Source organism: Sphingomonas sp. (assembly GCF_042095875.1).
Taxonomy (GTDB): domain Bacteria; phylum Pseudomonadota; class Alphaproteobacteria; order Sphingomonadales; family Sphingomonadaceae; genus Sphingomonas.
This window is the reverse complement of the sequence record NZ_JBELMJ010000012.1, coordinates 17,645-36,177: the sequence shown is the minus strand read 5'-3', so window position 1 is coordinate 36,177 and position 18,533 is coordinate 17,645. Positions and strand designations below refer to the sequence as shown.

Here is an 18,533-nt window from a genome sequence, read left to right as displayed (position 1 = left end):
AGGTGCGTTCATGGACGGGTTCACCAACCTAGAGGTGGCGGCGCTCCGCGCCATCTTCTCGGAGACGCCAGAGCTTGCGCCAGCGCTTAAACGGCAGCTTGACGGGTCCGTCGTCACCGACCGGGAGAACAGCGGCGGGGGCTTCTTCACGACGATCGCGGTCGCGGACGATGCTCCGACTGTGAATAGCCCATCGGTGCTCGGCTATGATACGCACGCACGCATCGGCGGTCTGGAGCACGGCTTCGGCTTCGTTCTCTTCATGAAAGATGGCAGACTGCACATGCTGGAGGGTTTCGCCTGGGCTCCAGAAAGCACCCACGGTCTCGACCTCACCGCCTTACAGTTCGAAATCTACAATCAACCGGAACCACGCCGAAGCTGAACGGCAGTCAGTCACCCGCATCTGCAGCCTGATGCAAGAAGCACGACGCTACGTCACCGGGCGGTGCGCAGATCACCCGCCCTGTCGCACGCGCAGCGCGTCCTCGTACACGCGCATAGTGCGGTCGTAGAAGACGTCGGCGGAGAAGTCGGTCGCCATCCGCGCGCGCCCGGCCAGCCCCATCGCGCGCGCACGCGCCGGATCGGCGACGAGGCGCCGGACCCGCTCCACCATCGCCGCCACGTCGCCGGGCGGCACCAGGTAACCGTCGACGCCGTCGCGCACCGTGTCGAGCATCCCGCCGATCGCCGAGGCCACCACCGGCGTGCCGTGCGCCAGCGCCTCCACCGCGGTCAGCCCGAACGCTTCGGGCCACAAGGACGGCACGATCACGCACGACGCGCGCGCGATCGCATCGTCCAGCGCCGCGCCGCGCAGCATGCCCGCGAAGACCACGTTGGTGAGCCCGCGCGCGTCCACCGCGCGCGCGATCTCCGCGCGCCGGCTGCCGTCGCCCGCGATCACCAGCCGCGCGTTGCCCACGCCCGCATCTCTCAGCCCCGCGTCTTCCAACCCCGCGTCTGCCAGCCCCGCCGCGATCTCGGGGAGCAGGTCGGCACCCTTGGCCGTCTCCAGCCGGCCGAAGAACAGCACGTGCTCGCCCGCGCGCGGGTCAGGCGGGGCAGGGGGCAGTTCGACCGGGTGGTGCACGGTGACGAGCTTGTCCGCCTCCATCCCCATCGCGATCAGCATGTCGCGCTGGTAATCGCTGACCGTCACGAAGCGCGCGATGTCGCGCTTGTGCCCCAGCCAGTCGCTCAGCCGCATCTCGGCGTAGTTCCACGCCGACCGCGCGAGCGACCCGCCGGCGCAGCGGTGCCGGATGACGTGGGCGTACGCCCCGTGCGCGCAATCGGTGCAGACGTGGCCGTCGCGAAACAGCGTGGAGACCGGGCACACCGCGCGATATTCGTGCAGCGTCTGCACCACCGGCAGCCCGCGCCGGCGCAGCTCGGGCAGGATCGCGGGCGTCAATCGCTTGAAGTAACTGTGCAGGTGGACGAGGTCGACCGGGTGCTCGTCGAGCAGCCGCGCCAGCGCGGCGCGCGCGCCCGGCGCGTACAGCGTGCGCAGCAGGCTGGCGCCGCTCGCCTCCGTGCGGGGTGCGGCGGGGAAGTAACCGGCGAACGGCGTCTCGGCATTGGCCGCGTCGGCGGCCGCGAACGGGATCACCGCGTGGCCGTGGTCGCGCAACACGCGCTCGAGCGTGAACATCGCGACGTCCATGCCGCCCACGACGAAATAGTTCTGGCTGACGTTCAGGATACGCATGTGCCCGCCGTGGTCGTCTCAGGTGCGGGTCGCCATGCGCTCGGCAACGATCAAGCGGCTCTCCCGCACGACGATATGCCCGAATTTCGCGCAACGGACATCCCGATAAGCGCGCGCGCATGACATCGTGTTACCGGGACGGGTCCTCGTAATTGGCCGCCATCGGCGGCGCGAAACGCGCGATTGTCGGCAGTCGGTGGGCAGCGCGGCACGAACCGCGGCGCCGGGCGGTGGTGAAGCCGGCGATGCTGCGATACAGCGCGTCGCTCGGCATCAAGCAACGAGGGTCGGTTGGCAATTCTCCTGGACGGACGCCCGATCCGCGTGCCCGTGAGTGGGGTGGCCCGTTACTGCCTGTCGCTCGCCAACGCGCTGGTGCGGTTGCGCGACGGGGGCGCACTCGCCGGAATGCCGCCCTCCGACGTGCCGCTGCCCGGCGAGCTGGTGCCCGACGTACTGGTGCAGAGCGCGCGCGGCACCAACGCGACGCTGGGCGCGCTCGACCCGCGGCTCCGCACGATCGAGCTGACGGCGTTCGGGCGCTCGCGCAAGACGCAGAACCTCGTCACCGAATTCCTGCCCGCGCTCGCCGCCACCACCGTGCTCAAGCGCTACGAACTGGTGCACGAAACCTATTTCGCCAACCTCGCCCACACGCCGCGGCAGCGCAAGGTGGCGACGATCCACGACGTGATCCCGCTCGACCACCCGCATTTCTTCAGCCGCAACAACCGCCTGCTCGCGCGGCGCAACCTGTTCCGCCAGGTGCGGCTGTCGGACGCGGTGATCGCGGTATCGCATCACACCAAGCGGCGGATCGTGGAGCTGACCGGCTGCGCGCCCGACCACGTGTCGGTGATCGGCTGCGGCGTCGACGCGACCGACGCCGAACAGGCGCGTGCGGCGCGCTGGCCGATCGCCGGGAAACTGGCGGTGGACGACGATTACTGCCTGTACGTCGGCAATCTGGAGCCACGCAAGAACCTCGGCGCGCTGATCGACGCCTGGGACGCGCTCGCGCCCCGGCACCGCGGCGTGAAGCTGGCCGTGGCGGGCACGTTCAACTACCGGGCCGAGCCGATCGTGGCGCGCGGGCAGGAGCGGCTGGGCGACCGTTTCGTGTACCTAGGCCCGGTCAGCGAGGCCGACAAATGGGCCGCGCTGTCCCGCGCGCGCGCGCTGGTCCTGCCGTCGCTCTACGAAGGATATGGTATTCCGATCATCGAAGCCTATGTCGCCGACACGCTGGCGCTGTTCTCGCGCACCAGCTCGATGACCGAGCTCGCGCTCGACGAGCGGCAGATGTTCGACCCCACAAACGTGTCCGCGATGGCCGCGGTGATCGACCACGCGCTCGACGATCCGGCCTGGACCGGCGCGGTCCGCGCCCGCGCGCGCGACTGGGTGGCGGGGCAATCGTGGACCCGCGTCGCGCGCGACGTGGCAAACATTTACCAAAGGGTGCTGGCACGATGATCGCGACGCTGATCCGCGCACTGACCGGGCGCAGCTACGACATCAAGGCGGGCGACATCGGCTACCTGCTCGCCAAGGGCGGCTGGCCGGTGCTGCGCGGGGCGCTCTGGTCGCTCGCGCGGCTGCGCCGTCCGAACGGGCTGCTGCTGGGACCGCACGTCAGCTTCGTGATGGGTGGTCGCCTGCACGCCGGACGCGGCGCCGCGATCGGCGGCTACTCCTACATCGATTGCTCGGCCGAGCACGGCGTGGTGCTCGGCGCGCGCGTCACCATCCGCGAGCGCGCGTGGGTGCAGGGACGCAGCGGACTAAACCAGCCCGCCGACGGTCTGTGGATCGGGGAGGGGACGTACATCGGCCCCAATGCGGTGCTCGGGATCGGGGGGCCGATCCGCATCGGCGCGGGGGTGCAGATCGGCGCGGGGCTGACCGTGTCGGCGGAAAGCCACGTCGCGGACGCGGACGGCAGCTACGTGTCGGGCCACGTCGAGCGGCGCGGGATCACGATCGGCGATCGCTGCTGGTTCGGCAACAACGTGTCGGTGCTCGACGGGGTGGAGATCGGGGAGGGCTGCGTGGTCGGCGCGGGCTCGGTGGTGACGCGCTCGCTGCCCGCCTACAGCGTCGCGTTCGGCGCGCCTGCCACCGTGCGGCGCAGCATCGCGCCGACCGGCTGAGCGGATCTCGGCAACATGGCGACGTGTCTACACGTCGCCATGTCGGACAACGATCGTTACCCGGGCTTGCGCGCGTAGCGGTACAACAACGGGCCGAGCACCGCGGCGTCCAGCACTGCCAGCCGCTGCTGCCCGGCCAGATTGGGGTGCACCGCGTCGGCGAAATAGGGCGAGGTCGCGGGGTCGACCGCGTCGCCCAGCAGCGTGTCCGCGGCCAGGTCGTTGATCGCGTCGGCGCCCGCGTCGTTGCGCCGGACCAGCGCGTTGTACGCCAGCCGCTGCTGCTCCATCTGCGCGGTCCAGCCGCGATCGGCGCGCGGCAGCAACGTGTCCACCACGACGTAGAAGCCCGCCGCGCGCGCGGCCGCGACGAACGGGATCAGGATCGCGGCGTAGGTCAAATGGGCGCCGGTTCCGTAATACAGGTCGTTGGTCCCCTGCTGGATCAGCAGCACCGACGGCCCGCTCGCGCTGCGGAACGTGAACAGCTCGGCCTGGCGATTGCCGAAGCCCGCTTCCATCGCCTTGCCCGGCGCGCTGACGTTGCGGATCGCGACCTCGGACGGCAACCCCAGGTGATCGATCGCCGCCCAATCGTCCGCGCCCAGGCCCGACCCGATGCTGTCGCCCGCCTGCACCACCACGCCCGACATCGTGCTGCTGGTCGGCTCGGGCGTAGGGGAAGGCGCGGGGGTCGGGGTCGGGGTCGGGGTTGGAGTGGGGGAGGGGGAGGGGGTCGGCGACGGGGCGCTGCTCGGCGCGGGCGCGGGCGGCATCGGCGCGACACCCCCGGTGATCGCGGCCGATACCGCGCCGGGCGTCGACCCGGTCTCGTCGCCGCAGCCCGCCAGGCCCAGCGCCAGTCCACCGACGACGACGCGCCGCCAGCCCGCCCGCCATTGTCGCGACATCGTCATCCCCGGGCTCCAGCGTCGTTCATGCTACAATTCTACCCGCGCGATGTGACAATCGCGCGGTCCCCGCGGCGTCGCGGGCGAGAAGATACTGTCCTACAATAACCGATGATCGTAGCGCGCGCTCGTGCTCTTTCTCACTGTCGCGATCGCTGCCCGGTGGTGGTGAACAGGCCGCGCGGCGCGGCGCATTGGCCTCACCTTTGCCTCACCTTCCGAACCCGCACCGCGACGCGTTGGTGTGACCTTTGCCTCACCTTCCGGCGCCGCGGCGCGCGGGTTCAGGCGTGGGCGGAGCGTCCGCCCGGCACCAGCCGTGCCCGGTCGGGCTCGGGCAGCACCCGCGGGCGGCGCGCGAACATCGACGACGGGTAGCGCGCGGGGTGGCCGGCATGGTCGAGCGCCGCGAACGCCCACAGGATCGGCATCACCTTGGACGAGGTGAAGATGTCGATGAACACCGCCACGATCGCCAGCATGTAGATCGAGAAGCGGCTGATCCCGCCGCGCCGGGTGCCGTGCACGAAACTGAGCAGCCACCACAGGAAGACGAAGGTGCCGATCAGCCCGACCTCGCCGAACACGCGCACGTAGTAGCTGTCGAGCGCCGCGCCCCACGCCCCCGGCGCCCAGCCGATGAACACGTGCAGCGGCGAGAACAGCGTCGACTTCACCACCAGCGGCCAGCGCACCGCGCGGAACTTGAACGACACGTCGCCCTTGGTGTTGCCGATGTAGCGGACCACGGTGTCGCCGCCCAGGAAGCGCTCGCGGAAATATTGCGGATTGTCGACCTGCGGCACGCGCTGCCACTCGGTCGCGAGCAGGTTGACCATGGTCAGCGGCGACGCCGACTTGGCCAGCCGCGTCTCCCCCAGCACCGACATGAACGGTCCCGCCAGCACCACCGCGGCGACCAGGCTGACGCCCGCGATCACCAGCCCCCGCCCGGGCCGCAGCGCCAGCAGGCTGGCGACGATCGCGACCAGCGTGATGCGCGACTGCGTCAGGATCACCATCACGCCCATCGCGGGCGTGATCGCGATCTGCTGCGCGGCATAGGCGATCATCGCCAGCATCACCGACGTCTCGAACGGGCCGCTGGTGTTGATCGTCAACCGCTCGCTCGCCCCGGTGAACTTGCCGATGCCGCCCGCCAGCCCGGCGGTTTCCAGCGCGCCCCAGATCACCAGGATCGTGCTGACCACCAGGAAACTGGTGCGCACGGTGCGCGGCGACACGGTCTGGCAGGCTTCGTACATCACGAAGAACCAGATCATGTACTCGAACAAGCGCACGGCGAAGACGATGCCGACCGGGCCTTCCTGCGGGAAATTGACCAGCGCGGAGAACAGCCCGATCGCGATAAAGGCCAGGTAGAGCTGGACGTGGCGGGGGAGCCGCAGCGGCGTCTTGCGCGGCTTCACCAGGTACAGGCCGAACGCCAGCGCCGCGATGAAATCCTCGGGCCGCACTCCAGAACCCGAGGCGGAGACCAGGTCGATCTTGGGCGCGAGCACGTAGGCCAGGAAAAGAAGAAACAGGATGTTCACTGAAAACGCGCCCTGGCCGTGTGCCCGTGCGATTATCCCCTGCCCCCCCTTTCCGCAAGGGCAGCGAAGGAAGGGGGCAGCGAAGGGGAGGGGGAAGCGGAGGTCAGCGCAGCGACGCGGCTGCGCGGCGCGCGGGTGCCAGCATGGTGTCGAACAATGCCTCCGCCTCGCCGACGGCCACGGCGTGGAGGTGCTCGGCATGGTCGCCGCACGCGCGGCGCAGTGCCGCCCAATCGGCTGCGTGCGCCAGCACAGCGCCGACGCGCGCCGCATCATCGTCGAGCGCCCCCGTCAGCAACCGGTCGGGATGCCGCAGCCGTTCGGCGATGCACCCGCGCGCCGTGCCCATGAACTCGACCCCCGCCGCGTAGCTTTCCATCATCACCAGCGGTTCGGCCTCGTCGACCAACCGCGTCGGCAGCAGGAACAGGTCGACGTCGCGGAAGAACTCCCGCTTGGCGTCGCCCGACACCGCGCCGCGATAGTCGACGCGCTCGGGAAAGTCGGCGACCGCCTGCTCGATCTCGGCGCGCAGGCCGTCGTCGGCGACCGGTCCGGCGAGGATCAGCCGGAGGTCGGGGTGCTCGGGGGCGAGGCGGCGAAACAACCCGATCACCGCATCGACGCCCTTCTCGCGCGTCAGCACGCTCAGGTGACCGATCGTCGCGGGCCGCGCGGGCCGGTCGGGCACCTGCGCGGCGGGCGGACAGAACAGCAGCGCGTTCGACAATGCGTGCGCGCGGTTCGCTCCCTCGCGGCTCGTCCCCGCGCCCAGGTAAAGCGCCGCGAAGCGGTCGCGCATGACCGGGCTGAGCAGGATGTGGTGCTGCAACCCGCCGCCCAGCGCGGCCACCAACCGCATCACGCGCAGCGGTCCGAGCACGATCGAGCGGTACGAATGGTGATGAACGAAATGCCGCAGGCCGCGCAGGCGCAGCGCCGCCACCACCGGCGCGAACAGCCACGCGCCCATCTGCCCCGGCATGGAGGTATAGACGACGTCGCGCGCGCGCATGCGAAACAGCACCGCGAACAGGATGCGCGCGGTTGCCGCGAGCTTGGATGCCGCGCCTTCGCCGGTGCCGAGCACGTGCAAGGCGCCGTGCGCACGCAGGTGCGCGGCGAAGGCTGCGTTGTACACCGCCTGCCCGTGCAGCGGCGGGGGGAAGGGCCCGATCAGCCAGATCACCTGCCTGCCCGCACTCGACCCCGTTCTCGCCACGCTTCGCAAACCCCGCACCCGCACCTGCCGACGGCCCCTAGCGCATGTGGCGGGCCGAAGGCGAGGCGAGCGCCGCGGCGTGGAGCAACGGTGGTGCCGCTGGCGTCGCTCCTTGCCGCTCGCGATCGGGTGCGGCAAAGGCTCCGCCGATGCGTGTGAACATTCTTCAAAGAGCCGGTCGCCCGCGCTTGCAGCGGCAGGTCGTCGGCGGTGCCTTGCTGTTCGGCCTCGCACTGCTGCTCGGCGGGGGCAGCTTGCGCTTTCCCCTGACGCGCATGATCGTCGAGCTCGCGGCGAGCGCGGCGCTGGTCGGCTACGCGGTGCGCGGCTGGCGCGCGCCGGTCGATCGCTGGTCCGCCGGCGTGGTGCTGCTGCTGCTGCTGGCGATGCTGCTGCCGCTGATCCAGGTGATACCGCTGCCGCCATCGGTGTGGACCGCGCTGCCCGGCCGCGCGGCCGCGGCGCAGGCGATCGAGTACGCCGGTTTGGCGCCCCGCTGGATGCCGATCAGCCTGCAACCCGACGCCACCCGGCTCGCCGCGGCATATCTGCTGGTGCCAACCGCGCTGTTCGTCACCACGCTGCACGCGACCGCGGCGCAGCGCGTGATCTACGGCTGGGTGATCGCGACAATGGCGCTGCTGGGTGCCGGGCTGGGGCTGTTGCAGGCGGGCGGCAGCGAGAGTTTCTACTTCTACAACGTCGGGCGCTACACCGCATCGACCGGCTTCTTCGCCAACAAGAACCATTACGCCGACCTGCTGCTGGTGGGCATGTTGCTGATTGCCGGATTGACGCGCACGGGACCCCGGCTCCAGCTTCGGTCGCCGTCCCCGCTGGTGGCGGCGGGCATGATCGTGGTGCTGATGCTGGCGCTGCCGTCCGCCAATTCGCGGATGGGCCTGGCACTGCTGCCGGTGGCGCTGCTACCCGCGGCCGTGTTGCTGACCCCCTCGACCTACCTACGCCGCCTGACGCTGCGCAACGCCGCCATCGTGGCCGCGGTGGTGATAGCGCTGGTCGCGGTCGCCGCGAGCAGCGGCGTCGTGACGCGGCTGGTCGACCGTTTCGGGGGCGAGCGCGACATGCGCTTCACCTTCTGGCCCGACGTGCTGACCGCGATCAACACCTACCAGCCGGTCGGCTCGGGGTTGGGCAGCTTCATCAAGATCTTCCAGCGCCACGAAAGCATGTCGACGCTGCATTTCACCTACGTCTTCCACGCCCACAACGATTTCCTGGAGGTCGCGCTGGAGACGGGCTGGGCGGGCGTCGCAGTGATCGCGTTCGGCGTGGCGTTGCTGGCGATCGGCGCGTGGCGGGTGCTGCGCCGCGCTGCGTGGGGGCGGTTCACCCCGATGCACGTCGCCGCGGTGCTCGGGATCGCGGTGCTGCTGGCGCATTCGCTGGTCGATTATCCGCTGCGCACGCTAACCATGGCATCGGTGCTGGCTTTCCTGGCCGGCTGTCTCGCGCCGGCGATGCCCGATGGCGGCCGGCACGGGGGGCTAGCCAAGCAAATTGATTAAGACTATCCATCCGGCGATTGCGGCTGTGCCGTTTTGTGGCGTTAGACTGGGAAATCCTTAGACACATGGGGAAGATTTTCGCCCCTCTTGCCTGCTTGGCGATGGTTGCGACGGCTGGATGCTCCTCCGGTCCACAGCTCAACCTGCCGACCGGCGAAGAGGCCTATGACCGCATCCCGACCATGGCGGAAAATACCGGTCCCCGGGTATACACGATCGGCGCGCTCGACCGCTTGGGCGTGACGGTATTCGGTGAGCGCGACCTGTCGACGGATCAGGCGCAGGTCGATGCGGCCGGCAATCTCAGCCTGCCGCTGGTGGGCAACCTGAACGCGGCCGGCAAGACGCCCACCGCGCTCGCGAACGAGATCACGCAGCGCCTCGATCGGTATCTGGTCAATCCGAAGGTGTCGGTGATCGTGCTCGCGTCGGTGACGCAGCGCGTGATCGTCCAGGGTTCAGTCAACGAGGCCGGCGTGTACCCGATCCAGGGGCGCACCACCTTGCTGGAGATGCTGGCGATGGCGAAGGGCACGTCCAACGTGTCGGACGAGCACCGCGTGGCGGTGTTCCGCACCGTCAACAACCAGCGCATGGGCGCGATGTTCGACGTCGCGCAGATCAGCGCGGGCAATGCGCCGGATCCCGAGTTGCTGAGCGGCGACGTCGTGGTGGTGGGCCATTCGGCGCGTCGCGGCGCGTGGCGCGATTTCCTGACCGCGGCGCCCGCGCTCGGCCTCTTTATTGCTCTGGGCAACACGGTCCGTTGATCCGGATCGTCGCTTTGTCCGCTCTGCTGGATAACCGGAAATGAACGATCGTCCCGCTGCCATCCTTCCGGCGCGTCACGGCATCGAACCCTTGGCCGATCGCTGGGCGAACGAGCCTCCGGCCAGCGGCGGGGTGAACATCGACCTGCGTGGGCTGTGGGCCGCGGTGTACCGCAACCGCAAGCTGATCGGCATGGTGATCGCGGCCGCGGTGCTCGTGGGCATCGCGATCATCTTTCTCAGCACGTCGATCTACCGCGCATCCGCCAAGATCCAGGTCGACCAGCAGAGCACCAAGGTGCTGCAAACGGACGACGTGGCGCCGACCGACGCGGGCGACACCGACCGGTTCCTGCAAACGCAGATGGACGTGATCCAGAGCCGCAGCCTCGCCGACCGCGTCGCGCGCGACCTGGGGCTCTACAACAGCTCCGACTTCGTGCGGCAGATGGGCGGCAAGCCGGTCGAGGCGCCGAACGGCAGCGCGGGCCAGGCGGCGCGGCAGGAGCAGGTCATCGGCACGCTGATGAACAATCTGAAGGTCACGCTGCCGGTGGACTCGCGCGTGATGACGCTGGCGTTCACCTCGCCCGACGCACCGCTCGCCGCGCGCGTCGCCAACAGCTACGCCGACCGTTTCATCGTCAGCAACCTGGACCGGCGCTACAACGCATCGTCCTACGCCCGCCGCTTCCTGTCGGACCAGCTCGACGCGACGCGGCGCAAGGTGGAACAATCGGAGCGCAACCTGATCGCCTACGCGCGGCAGGCCGGGTTGATCGACACCGGTGGCAATTCGAGCGCCAGCGGGCAGGGGCTGTCGGGTCCGCGCTCGCTGGTCACCTCCAGCCTGATCCAGCTCAACACCGGCTATGCGAACGCGATGGCCGCGCGCATCGCCGCGCAGCAATTGTGGGAACAGTCCAACAAGGCGCCGATCCTGAGCCTGCCCGAAGTGCAGGCCGATCCCGCGATCCAGGCGCTGGTGCAGCAGCGCGCGCGCGCGGTCGCGCAATATGAACAGGACAGCCGCCACTGGCGCCCGGACTATCCGGCGATGGTTCAGCAGCAGGCACAGATCAACGGGCTGGACCGCCAGATCAACACGCTCGCGACGCGGGTCAAGAACGGCATCCGTCAGCGCTATCTGGTCGCGGACGCGCAGGAAAAGGCGCTGTCGGGCAGCCTCAACCAGTTCAAGACCGAGACGTTGTCCGAGCAGGATCGGGCGGTGCAGTACAATATCCTGCACCGTGAGGTGGACACCAACCGCGCGCTGTACGACGCGCTGCTGCAGCGTTTCAAGGAAGTGAGCGCGGCGGCCGGCCTGACGTCGAGCAACGTGTCGATCGTCGACCGCGCCGAAGTGCCGGGCCGCGCGATCTGGCCGCGGCCGCTCTTGATCATCGCGGGCTGTATCCTGGCGGGGCTCGTCGCCGCCCTGGGGCTGATCTTCGTGCGCGAGCACCTGGACGACGCGGTCCGCTCGCCCGACGACATGACGTCGAAGCTGGGCGTGCCGCTGGTCGGCACGACCCCGCTGATGCCGGCGGGCTTCTCGCCGACCGAGGAGCTGGAGAAGCCGCGCTCACCGTTGTCGGAAGCCTATTACGCGATCCGCACCGCGCTCGAGCTGTCGAGCGCGAGCGGCCTGCCCAAGACCATGATGTTCACCAGCAGCGCGGCGTCCGAGGGCAAGTCGACCACGTCGTTCGCGATCGCGCGCGATTTCGCCAAGGTCGGGCGCCGCGTGCTGCTGATCGATGCCGACCTGCGCAAGCCGACGCAGGACAAGCTGACGGGCGTGTCCAACAAGGTCGGGCTCGCCAACCTGCTGGCGCAGCAATCGACCCGCGCCGAGGTGACGCAGCAGAGCGAGTTCGCGCGGCTGGACGTGATCCCCACCGGCCCGCTGCCGATGAACCCGGCCGAGCTGCTCGCCAGCGTGCGGTTGAGCGGGTTGCTGGAGGAGATTTCGCGCGACTACGACCTGGTGGTGATCGACGCCCCGCCGGTGATGGGGCTGGCCGACGCGCCGACGCTCGCCGCGTTGACCGAGGGCACGATCCTGGTGGTGGAAGCCAACCGTCCGCACCGCGGCCAGGCGAAGGCGTCGATCAAGCGCCTGCGCGGCGCCCGCGCCAACATCCTGGGCGGCATCCTGACCAAGTACGACGTGCGCATGATGGGTTACGGTACCGGCGGCAATTACGGCTACGGTTACGGCTACGGCTACGGCGCGAAAGACGCGGGGTAAGTCGGCATGGCCCCCACACACGGCACGCAGGCGCAGCCGCGCAGGAAATGGCTGCGACCGGCGCTCTGGGTCGTGGGCTGGGCGCTGGTCGCGTTTCCCCTCGCGCGCGCGCAGCTGGCCGACATGGCGGTGCTCAACCGCATGCCGCAGCAGGCATTGCTGCTCGATGCCGGCAACGCGCGCGCGCTGGCCGCGCTGGGCGCCGCGTTGCAGGTCAGCGGCGACCAGCAGAACGGCATGACGCTGGCGCGCGGGGCGTTAAAGCGGGAGCCGTTGAATGTCGTCGCGCTGCGCACCCTGGGTCTCGCACTCGAACAGAGCGGCGACGTGGCGGGCGCCAATCGCGTCATGTTCCTGGCCGGCACGCTGGGCTGGCGCGACGTGGCGCTGCAATTGTGGCTGCTCAAGGCCTACGCGCTGAAGGATGACGTCGCCTCCGCGCTGCGCCGCGCCGACGCGCTCGCGCGGATCGGCAAGCAGTCCAACATCACCCTGCCGATCTTTCTCGCCTCGCTGCCCGACGACCGCACGCGCGCCGCGCTGGTGGCGGAGATGAAGGATCGCCCGACGTGGCGCGGCCCGTTTTTCTACAAGATCCTGCAACTGCCCGCCGACCAGATGCCCTATGTCGGCCGGCTGATCGCCGAGCTGGCCGCGGCAGGTTCACCGATCACCCCGGCCGAGCGCGCGATCTACCTGACGCGGCTGGTGCAGGTCGGGCAGGCGCGCGCCGCCTATGATGATTGGCTGCGTTCGCGCCCCGCGGCGCAGCGTGGTGGAGCAGCACAGGGTGGGGCGGCGCTGTCGTGGGACGGCGGGTTCGAGCGCGTGCCCGCGACCGGTACGCTGGGCGCGCCGTTCGAGTGGCAGCTGACGCCCGAGAGCACGGGGATCGCGGGGATCGAGCCTGCCGACGCCGGTGGCCAGCGGCTATGGGTGTCGCCCGGGCGCGATTACCGCGGCCGCGTGATCTCGCAAACGATGGTGTTGGCGCCCGGCCGCTACCGATTGGATGCGCGCGTGAAGGGCGATCCGGCATCCGCCGGGCTGCGCTGGTCGATCCGCTGCGTCCCCGGCGACAGTGAATTGCCGCAGAACGTCGGCGTTCCGGACGGAAACGGCCGCCCATTCGCGACGGTCGCCTTCACCGTGCCGGCGGGCTGCACCGCGCAGTCGCTCGCGGTCGAACTGGAGGCATCCGACGGCGAAGGCGGCGAGAACGTGACGATCGACGACGTCACCATCCGCGAGGTGGGTTGATCCATGATTCAGTCCCCGTCGCAGGCGCTCTCGGTCGTCATCGTCAATTTCCGCACGCCCGAGCTGACCGTCAACTGCGTCCGGTCGCTGCTGCGCCACGGCGTCGCCGCGCCCGAGGACATCATCGTCGTCGAGAATGCGTCGGCGGACGATTCCGCCGCGATCATCCGCGCGGGCGTCGATTGCACGCTGATCGAGGCGGCGGAGAACCACGGTTACGGCGACGGGTTGAACATCGGCGTGCGCCACGCGCGGCACGACCTGGTGCTGTGCCTCAACCCCGATACCTATTTCACCAACAACGACGTGCTGCGCGTCGGGCAGGTGTTCGCCGACGAGCCGAAACTCGCGCTGCTCGGGCTCGACCTGCGCTATCCCAGCGGCGAGCGGCAATATTCGGCGCGGCGCGATTACAGCCTGCTCGACGTGCTGCTCCGGCGCACGGGCTTGGGCAACACCAAGCCCGGCAGTCGCTTCATCGATCGCCACCTGATGAAGGACGCGTGGGACAACGGCCTGTTCTCCGCCGACTGGGTGATGGGAACCGGGTTCGTCGTGCGCCGCACGGCGTTCGAGGCGGTGGGCGGCATGGACACCGAATTCTTCCTCTACATGGAGGACGTCGACCTGTGCCGGCGGTTGCGCGACAGCGGCTGGCGCGTCGCGGCCTCGCCCGACATCCAGCTGATTCACGATCACCAGCGCGCGTCGGGCAAGAAATTGTGGTCGAAGGCGGCGCAGCTCCACCTGCACGCGCTGCGCGTATTCATGCGCAAGCACCGCGTCCCGCTATTCCCGCCCGCGTCCGGCGTGGTGCCGCGGCGGTGAGCGGCTGGCCGCGCCGCGACGAACGGTGAGCGAGCAGCCGGGATCGACCCGCCGCGAGGCGTTGGGCGTCGGGCGCGGCGCGATGGGCGGTGCCGCGCTGCTCGCGCTGACGCCGGGCGCGGCGAGTGCGGCGAGCGCGCCGGCCGGCGGCATCTTCGCGCTGCCCTCCACCCGCGCGCGCGTGCCCGTGCCGCGCGACGCGCCCGCGGTGCGTACCGACGGATACGCCGACGCAGCCGACGGCGGGGGTGCGCTCTACCGCCGCGTCGCGACCGCGCCGACGCATCGCGGCTGGTTCCGCTCGAGCGACGGCGCATTGTGGGAGCTGGCGGAGGACGCGCCCTCGGTGCGCGCGTTCGGCGCGGTGGGCGACGGGCAGGCCGACGACCGCGCCGCGATCCAGGCCGCGATCGATTTCGTCGCCGCGCGCGGCGGGGGCGGGGTGACGATCCCGGTCGGCCGCTTCCGCCTGGGCACCGTCTCCGCGCCCGACAACACCGGGCCGATCGCCTTGTGGATGCGGTCGGGCGTGCGGCTGCACGGCAGCGACCGGTCGCGCTCGGTGCTGGTGCTGGCGGACGCGCAGCGCGGCCCGGGCACGTTCGGGCGCATCATCGCCAGCGGCGTGCTCACCGACGCGAGCCTCGCCGACTTCACGCTGGAGGCGAACCGCGCGGGCCAGGGCGCGGAGCGCGACGCGACAAACGGCGCCGCGATCATGCTGGGCACCGCGGGCGCGCACGTCGAGCGCGTGGTCATCGAGAACCTGGTCGTGCGAGGGGCCAACGGGCAGGCGATCCAGGTCGTCGGCCACCCCGATGCGATCAGCCGCGACGTGACGATCTGCGGTAACCGCGTCGAGGCGTCGAGCTTCATCGGCATCCAGGTGAGCCACTTCATCGACCTGACGATCGACAACAACGACATCAGCGATTGCCGCGACAACGGCATCGATATCTACGGCGACAATTTCACGAACAATTCGACGACGCCGACCAGCACGCAGGCGCGGATCGCGCGCAACCGCGTGCGGCGCTGCGCGTCGGGCGCGTTCCTGGAAACGGTCGCGGACGTCGACGTGACGGGCAATCTGTTCGACGGGTGCCGCGTGACGGGCGTCCACGTCAACCGCATCCACGGCGAGCCGTCGGGGATCATGGTGCAGAACAACCGCATCACGAGCACCCCGATCGGCGCGTCGATCACCGGCGACACCGGGGGCGTGTCCATTCAGGGCAACAACATCAGCCGCTTCACCCGCGCCGCGATCCAGTTCGGGCTCGACGGGCAGGGCAACGTCAGCTTCGTCACCGCGACCGGCAACGTGTTCGACTGCCGCGGCGTGACCTGCCCGGTGGTGCTGGGGGACTCGCCCAAGGGGACGCTGTCGTGGATCCGCGTGGTCGACAATGTCGTGCTGGGGCTGCCCAAGCCCGAGCAATTGTTCGTCAACCGCTTCGCCACCAGCAACGTGGTGCGCGTCGGCGACTTCATCGGCGTGCAGAGCGACCTGCCGCGCGGCTGACGCGGAAGGTCACGCGAAAGTGAGTCCAAGCGCGGGGTACGTGGAAGCGGGACGCGTCGTGTTCTGAGGAGATGTCGCGGCCGTACGATGCGGCGCGCGACATAGCCGGCAGGCGTGCGTGTAGGACAGACCGTTCACGTACCCGATCCACGCCGGCATCGTGACGGTCGGTCGAACGAGGCCCGGGACGCCGCCTTGACGCCGTTCGGCGGTGGCGGGCAAGGCGCGCGCCATGACAGCCCTGACCATCATCCTGCCCACCTACAACGGCGCGTCCTATCTCGCGGAGCAGGTTCGCTCGATCCAGGCGCAGCGCTTCACCGACTGGCGGATGCTGATCTGCGACGACGGCTCGAGCGACGACACGGTCGCGGTGACCGCCGCGCTCGCCGCGGGCGAGCCGCGGATCGCGGTGCTGCCGGGCGGGGGCAACATCGGCCAGCGGCGTCGCCTGCGCGAACTGGCCGAGGCCGCGGACACCGATCTGATCGCGGTGGCGGACCAGGACGACGTGTGGGAGCACGACAAGCTGGCGCTGCTGATGGACGAAATGGGGGATGCCGACCTGTGCTTCGGTTCGTCGTGGCTGATCGACGGCGACGGACAGCCGTTCGGGCGCGACATCGCGGGCAGCCTGCAACCGGCGTACATCCCCGACGAGCGGTTGACGGTGCTGATACGGCCGCTCGTGTCGGCGCACGCGATGATCGCGCGCCGCAAGCTGTTCAACGCGCCCGCGCTGGCACGGATCATCCCGTTCGACTGGCTGATGTCGATCGAGGCGGCGTGGGGCGAGGGGCTGCGCTACGTGCCGTCGGCGCGCACCAACCACCGGCTGCACGGCGCCAACCAGCACAACGGCTTCTTGCTGCAAACGCCCGACAAGCCCCGGCTGGTCAGCGGCAGCGCGCTGCGCATGCTGCCGCACGTGGTCGGCAAGAACCGCATGCACCTGATGGGCATGCTGGAGCATCTGGCCTTCGCCGACACCCTGTCGAAGGAGCGACAGGCGCTCGCGCGCGAAGCCTGGGGCGTGTGCCGCGATTACTGGTACACCTCATCCCTGGCGTGGCGCGGCACGGACACGGCGCGCACCAAGCTGGAGGTGCTGCTGCGTCCGATGGCGGGGTCTGAGAACGATTGGCGTTATTTCGCGCTCCATCTCGACGCCTTGTGCCTGCCGTTCCACGCGCCGGCGCGGATGGCGGCGCGGCGCGCGCGGCTGGCACTGGAGTGGCCGGCCTGAGCGCGCAGCGTGTTCGCGACCGGATCGGGAAGCGCGCTAATCCGCCGATACCGCGCTGCCGCGCGAACGCCGCAGCGCGCGCGTCAGCAGCAGCAGGTCGCGCAGCAGCGCGCGGTTATGCGCGAAGCAGCACAAGGTCGCGAGGTAGATCGCCAGCGCGGCGAGCGCGGCGAGCGCCAGCGGCACCACGCCCGCGATCGCGAACACCTGCCGCGCCTGCCACAACGCGACCGCGGTCACCGCGCCGGCGACGCCGTTGGGGACGAGCAGGTGCAGCATCGCGGCGCGCCCGACCGGCCCCTCGCGCACCGCGGCCCAGACCAGCATCGGCGTCTGGATCAGGTACACCGACAGGGCCGACACCATCGCCACCGCGGCGATGCCCCACGGCAACCCGCAGGCGTAGGCGGACACGTTGACCACCGCCGCGGCGGTGCCGAACACCATCTGCTCGCGCGCGCGCGCCTGGCTGACGAACAGCCAGAAGGTGGCGGCGTTGACCGGGGTCAGCACCGCGCCCAGGCACAGCCAGGCGAAGATCGGCGCGCCGGGCAGCCAGCGCTCGCCGAGCACGAACCCGATCAGCGGACGCGCGAGCAGCCCGGCGAAGATCATCGCCGGCGCGACCACGACCAGCATCGCCTGCGTCATCTGGGCGAACGCCTGGCGATAGCGCGCGGGGTCGTCCACCAGCCGCGACAATGCGGGCACCGCGACGCGGTGGAACGGCGCCTGGATTTGCGACAAGGGCTGCACCGCCAGCTTCCACGCGCGGTCGTACAGGCCCAGCACCACGCGCCCGAGCACCGCGCCGATCATGACGTTGTCCAGCGTCATGTTGAGGTAGCCCGCGAGATTGGAGATGGTGATGTTGCCCCCGAATTTCGCGAGGCTCAGCGCGCCGCGATCGACCGAGGGCAGCTGCGGTCGCCAGTGCGACAACGACCAGCCGAGCAGCGTGGTGGTGAGGCTCGCCCCCGCTTGCGCCAGGACCAGCGACCAGTAACCCCAGCCGAGCCAGGCGAGCAGCGCGCCGAGCCCGACCGACATCGCCAGCGCGCCGACCTCCACCAGCGCGAGCGCGCCGTAGCGCATCTGGCGGTTGAGCAGCGCGAGCTGGACCATGCCCGCACCGCTGACCAGGATCAGCGCCGACGACGCCAGCGTCACCGGCGTCACGCGCGGTTCGTCGTAGAGCCAGGCGAGCAGCGGCCCCGACGCCGCGGCGAGCAGCGCGAGCGCGAGCGACAGCCCGAGGTTGATCCAGAAGAATCCGTTGATCTCCGACAGCTTGAGGCGCGGGCGCGACACCACCGCCTGCGTCAGGCCGAGGTCGGCCACCACCTGCACGAAGCCGATCACCGGCGTCACCATCGCCACCAGTCCGAAATCCCCGGGCAGCAGCAACCGCGCCAGGATCAGCTGCGAGGCGAACATCAGCACGATCTTGGGCAGCTGCACCAGCGCGGTGAGCGACGCGCCGCGCACCGAGCGCGTCTTCAACCCGTCGGTAGGGGCGACGTCTTCCCAATATTCGTTACCGACGATGGACACGGTGA

Annotated in this window: 16 protein-coding genes; 11 read left to right on the top strand and 5 right to left on the bottom strand. The window is 70.0% G+C overall.

Annotated features, from left to right (window positions below; translation table 11 throughout):
* Positions 1–385 (top strand): hypothetical protein (locus ACFDS6_RS06440; protein ID WP_375271295.1); only part of this gene is annotated, 385 nt, incomplete at its 5' end.
* 72 nt (positions 386–457) lie between these two features.
* Here ACFDS6_RS06440 and ACFDS6_RS06435 read toward each other — a convergent pair.
* The gene (locus ACFDS6_RS06435) at positions 458–1,717 is read right to left on the bottom strand and encodes a glycosyltransferase family 4 protein (protein WP_375271294.1); all 1,260 of its coding nucleotides are present in this window, start codon (positions 1,715–1,717) and stop codon (positions 458–460) included.
* Between the two features lie 291 nt (positions 1,718–2,008).
* Here ACFDS6_RS06435 and ACFDS6_RS06430 point away from each other — a divergent pair, with 291 nt between their 5' ends.
* The gene (locus tag ACFDS6_RS06430) at positions 2,009–3,193 is read left to right on the top strand and encodes a glycosyltransferase family 4 protein (RefSeq protein WP_375271292.1); all 1,185 of its coding nucleotides are present in this window, start codon (positions 2,009–2,011) and stop codon (positions 3,191–3,193) included.
* Positions 3,190–3,870: an acyltransferase gene (locus tag ACFDS6_RS06425; RefSeq protein ID WP_375271291.1), complete on the top strand. Its 681-nt coding sequence runs from the start codon at positions 3,190–3,192 to the stop codon at positions 3,868–3,870. The genes ACFDS6_RS06430 and ACFDS6_RS06425 overlap by 4 nt, the downstream gene beginning before the upstream one ends.
* Before the next feature lie 56 nt (positions 3,871–3,926).
* Here ACFDS6_RS06425 and ACFDS6_RS06420 read toward each other — a convergent pair whose 3' ends face one another.
* On the bottom strand, positions 3,927–4,523 hold the full coding sequence (locus ACFDS6_RS06420; protein ID WP_375271290.1) for an SGNH/GDSL hydrolase family protein: 597 nt from the start codon (positions 4,521–4,523) through the stop codon (positions 3,927–3,929).
* Here ACFDS6_RS06420 and ACFDS6_RS06415 point away from each other — a divergent pair.
* On the top strand, positions 4,489–4,836 hold the full coding sequence (locus ACFDS6_RS06415; protein WP_375271289.1) for a hypothetical protein: 348 nt from the start codon (positions 4,489–4,491) through the stop codon (positions 4,834–4,836). The genes ACFDS6_RS06420 and ACFDS6_RS06415 overlap by 35 nt on opposite strands.
* A gap of 229 nt (positions 4,837–5,065) precedes the next feature.
* Here the strand turns inward: ACFDS6_RS06415 and ACFDS6_RS06410 are convergent, their stop codons facing one another.
* Complete coding sequence (locus ACFDS6_RS06410) at positions 5,066–6,337, bottom strand: hypothetical protein (RefSeq protein WP_375271288.1); 1,272 nt, start codon at positions 6,335–6,337, stop codon at positions 5,066–5,068.
* A gap of 103 nt (positions 6,338–6,440) precedes the next feature.
* Entirely contained in the window at positions 6,441–7,559 is a 1,119-nt protein-coding gene (locus ACFDS6_RS06405) for a glycosyltransferase family 4 protein (RefSeq protein ID WP_375271287.1), read from the bottom strand.
* A gap of 149 nt (positions 7,560–7,708) precedes the next feature.
* On the opposite strand from ACFDS6_RS06405, the gene ACFDS6_RS06400 reads away from it, so the two are divergent.
* From ACFDS6_RS06400 to ACFDS6_RS06370, 7 genes are all read left to right on the top strand, one after another.
* Positions 7,709–9,088, top strand: a complete 1,380-nt coding sequence (locus ACFDS6_RS06400; protein ID WP_375271286.1) for an O-antigen ligase family protein — start codon at positions 7,709–7,711, stop codon at positions 9,086–9,088.
* Positions 9,089–9,105: 17 nt separating this feature from the next.
* Complete coding sequence (locus tag ACFDS6_RS06395) at positions 9,106–9,858, top strand: polysaccharide biosynthesis/export family protein (RefSeq protein ID WP_375271285.1); 753 nt, start codon at positions 9,106–9,108, stop codon at positions 9,856–9,858.
* Positions 9,859–9,898: 40 nt separating this feature from the next.
* Positions 9,899–12,115, top strand: a complete 2,217-nt coding sequence (locus ACFDS6_RS06390; protein ID WP_375271284.1) for a GumC family protein — start codon at positions 9,899–9,901, stop codon at positions 12,113–12,115.
* Positions 12,116–12,121: 6 nt separating this feature from the next.
* Positions 12,122–13,375 carry a hypothetical protein gene (locus tag ACFDS6_RS06385; RefSeq protein ID WP_375271283.1) on the top strand — a complete coding sequence of 418 codons (1,254 nt, stop codon included), beginning with the start codon at positions 12,122–12,124 and terminating at the stop codon, positions 13,373–13,375.
* Positions 13,376–13,378: 3 nt separating this feature from the next.
* The gene (locus ACFDS6_RS06380) at positions 13,379–14,203 is read left to right on the top strand and encodes a glycosyltransferase family 2 protein (RefSeq protein WP_375271282.1); all 825 of its coding nucleotides are present in this window, start codon (positions 13,379–13,381) and stop codon (positions 14,201–14,203) included.
* Between the two features lie 25 nt (positions 14,204–14,228).
* Complete coding sequence (locus ACFDS6_RS06375) at positions 14,229–15,728, top strand: right-handed parallel beta-helix repeat-containing protein (RefSeq protein WP_375271281.1); 1,500 nt, start codon at positions 14,229–14,231, stop codon at positions 15,726–15,728.
* Positions 15,729–15,960: 232 nt separating this feature from the next.
* A complete protein-coding gene (locus ACFDS6_RS06370; protein ID WP_375271280.1) occupies positions 15,961–16,974 on the top strand; it encodes a glycosyltransferase in 1,014 nt (337 codons plus the stop codon).
* 36 nt (positions 16,975–17,010) lie between these two features.
* Here the strand turns inward: ACFDS6_RS06370 and ACFDS6_RS06365 are convergent, their stop codons facing one another.
* Positions 17,011–18,528: a lipopolysaccharide biosynthesis protein gene (locus ACFDS6_RS06365; RefSeq protein ID WP_375271279.1), complete on the bottom strand. Its 1,518-nt coding sequence runs from the start codon at positions 18,526–18,528 to the stop codon at positions 17,011–17,013.
* Between the last annotated feature and the right edge of the window lie 5 nt (positions 18,529–18,533).

Coding starts and splice junctions, on each gene's coding strand:
- ACFDS6_RS06435 (WP_375271294.1), bottom strand. CDS start 1,717: ATGCGTATCCTGAACGTCAGCCAGAACTATTTCGTCGTGGGCGGCATG.
- ACFDS6_RS06425 (WP_375271291.1), top strand. CDS start 3,190: ATGATCGCGACGCTGATCCGCGCACTGACCGGGCGCAGCTACGACATC.
- ACFDS6_RS06415 (WP_375271289.1), top strand. CDS start 4,489: ATGCTGTCGCCCGCCTGCACCACCACGCCCGACATCGTGCTGCTGGTC.
- ACFDS6_RS06420 (WP_375271290.1), bottom strand. CDS start 4,523: ATGTCGGGCGTGGTGGTGCAGGCGGGCGACAGCATCGGGTCGGGCCTG.
- ACFDS6_RS06400 (WP_375271286.1), top strand. CDS start 7,709: ATGCGTGTGAACATTCTTCAAAGAGCCGGTCGCCCGCGCTTGCAGCGG.
- ACFDS6_RS06390 (WP_375271284.1), top strand. CDS start 9,899: ATGAACGATCGTCCCGCTGCCATCCTTCCGGCGCGTCACGGCATCGAA.
- ACFDS6_RS06385 (WP_375271283.1), top strand. CDS start 12,122: ATGGCCCCCACACACGGCACGCAGGCGCAGCCGCGCAGGAAATGGCTG.
- ACFDS6_RS06380 (WP_375271282.1), top strand. CDS start 13,379: ATGATTCAGTCCCCGTCGCAGGCGCTCTCGGTCGTCATCGTCAATTTC.
- ACFDS6_RS06370 (WP_375271280.1), top strand. CDS start 15,961: ATGACAGCCCTGACCATCATCCTGCCCACCTACAACGGCGCGTCCTAT.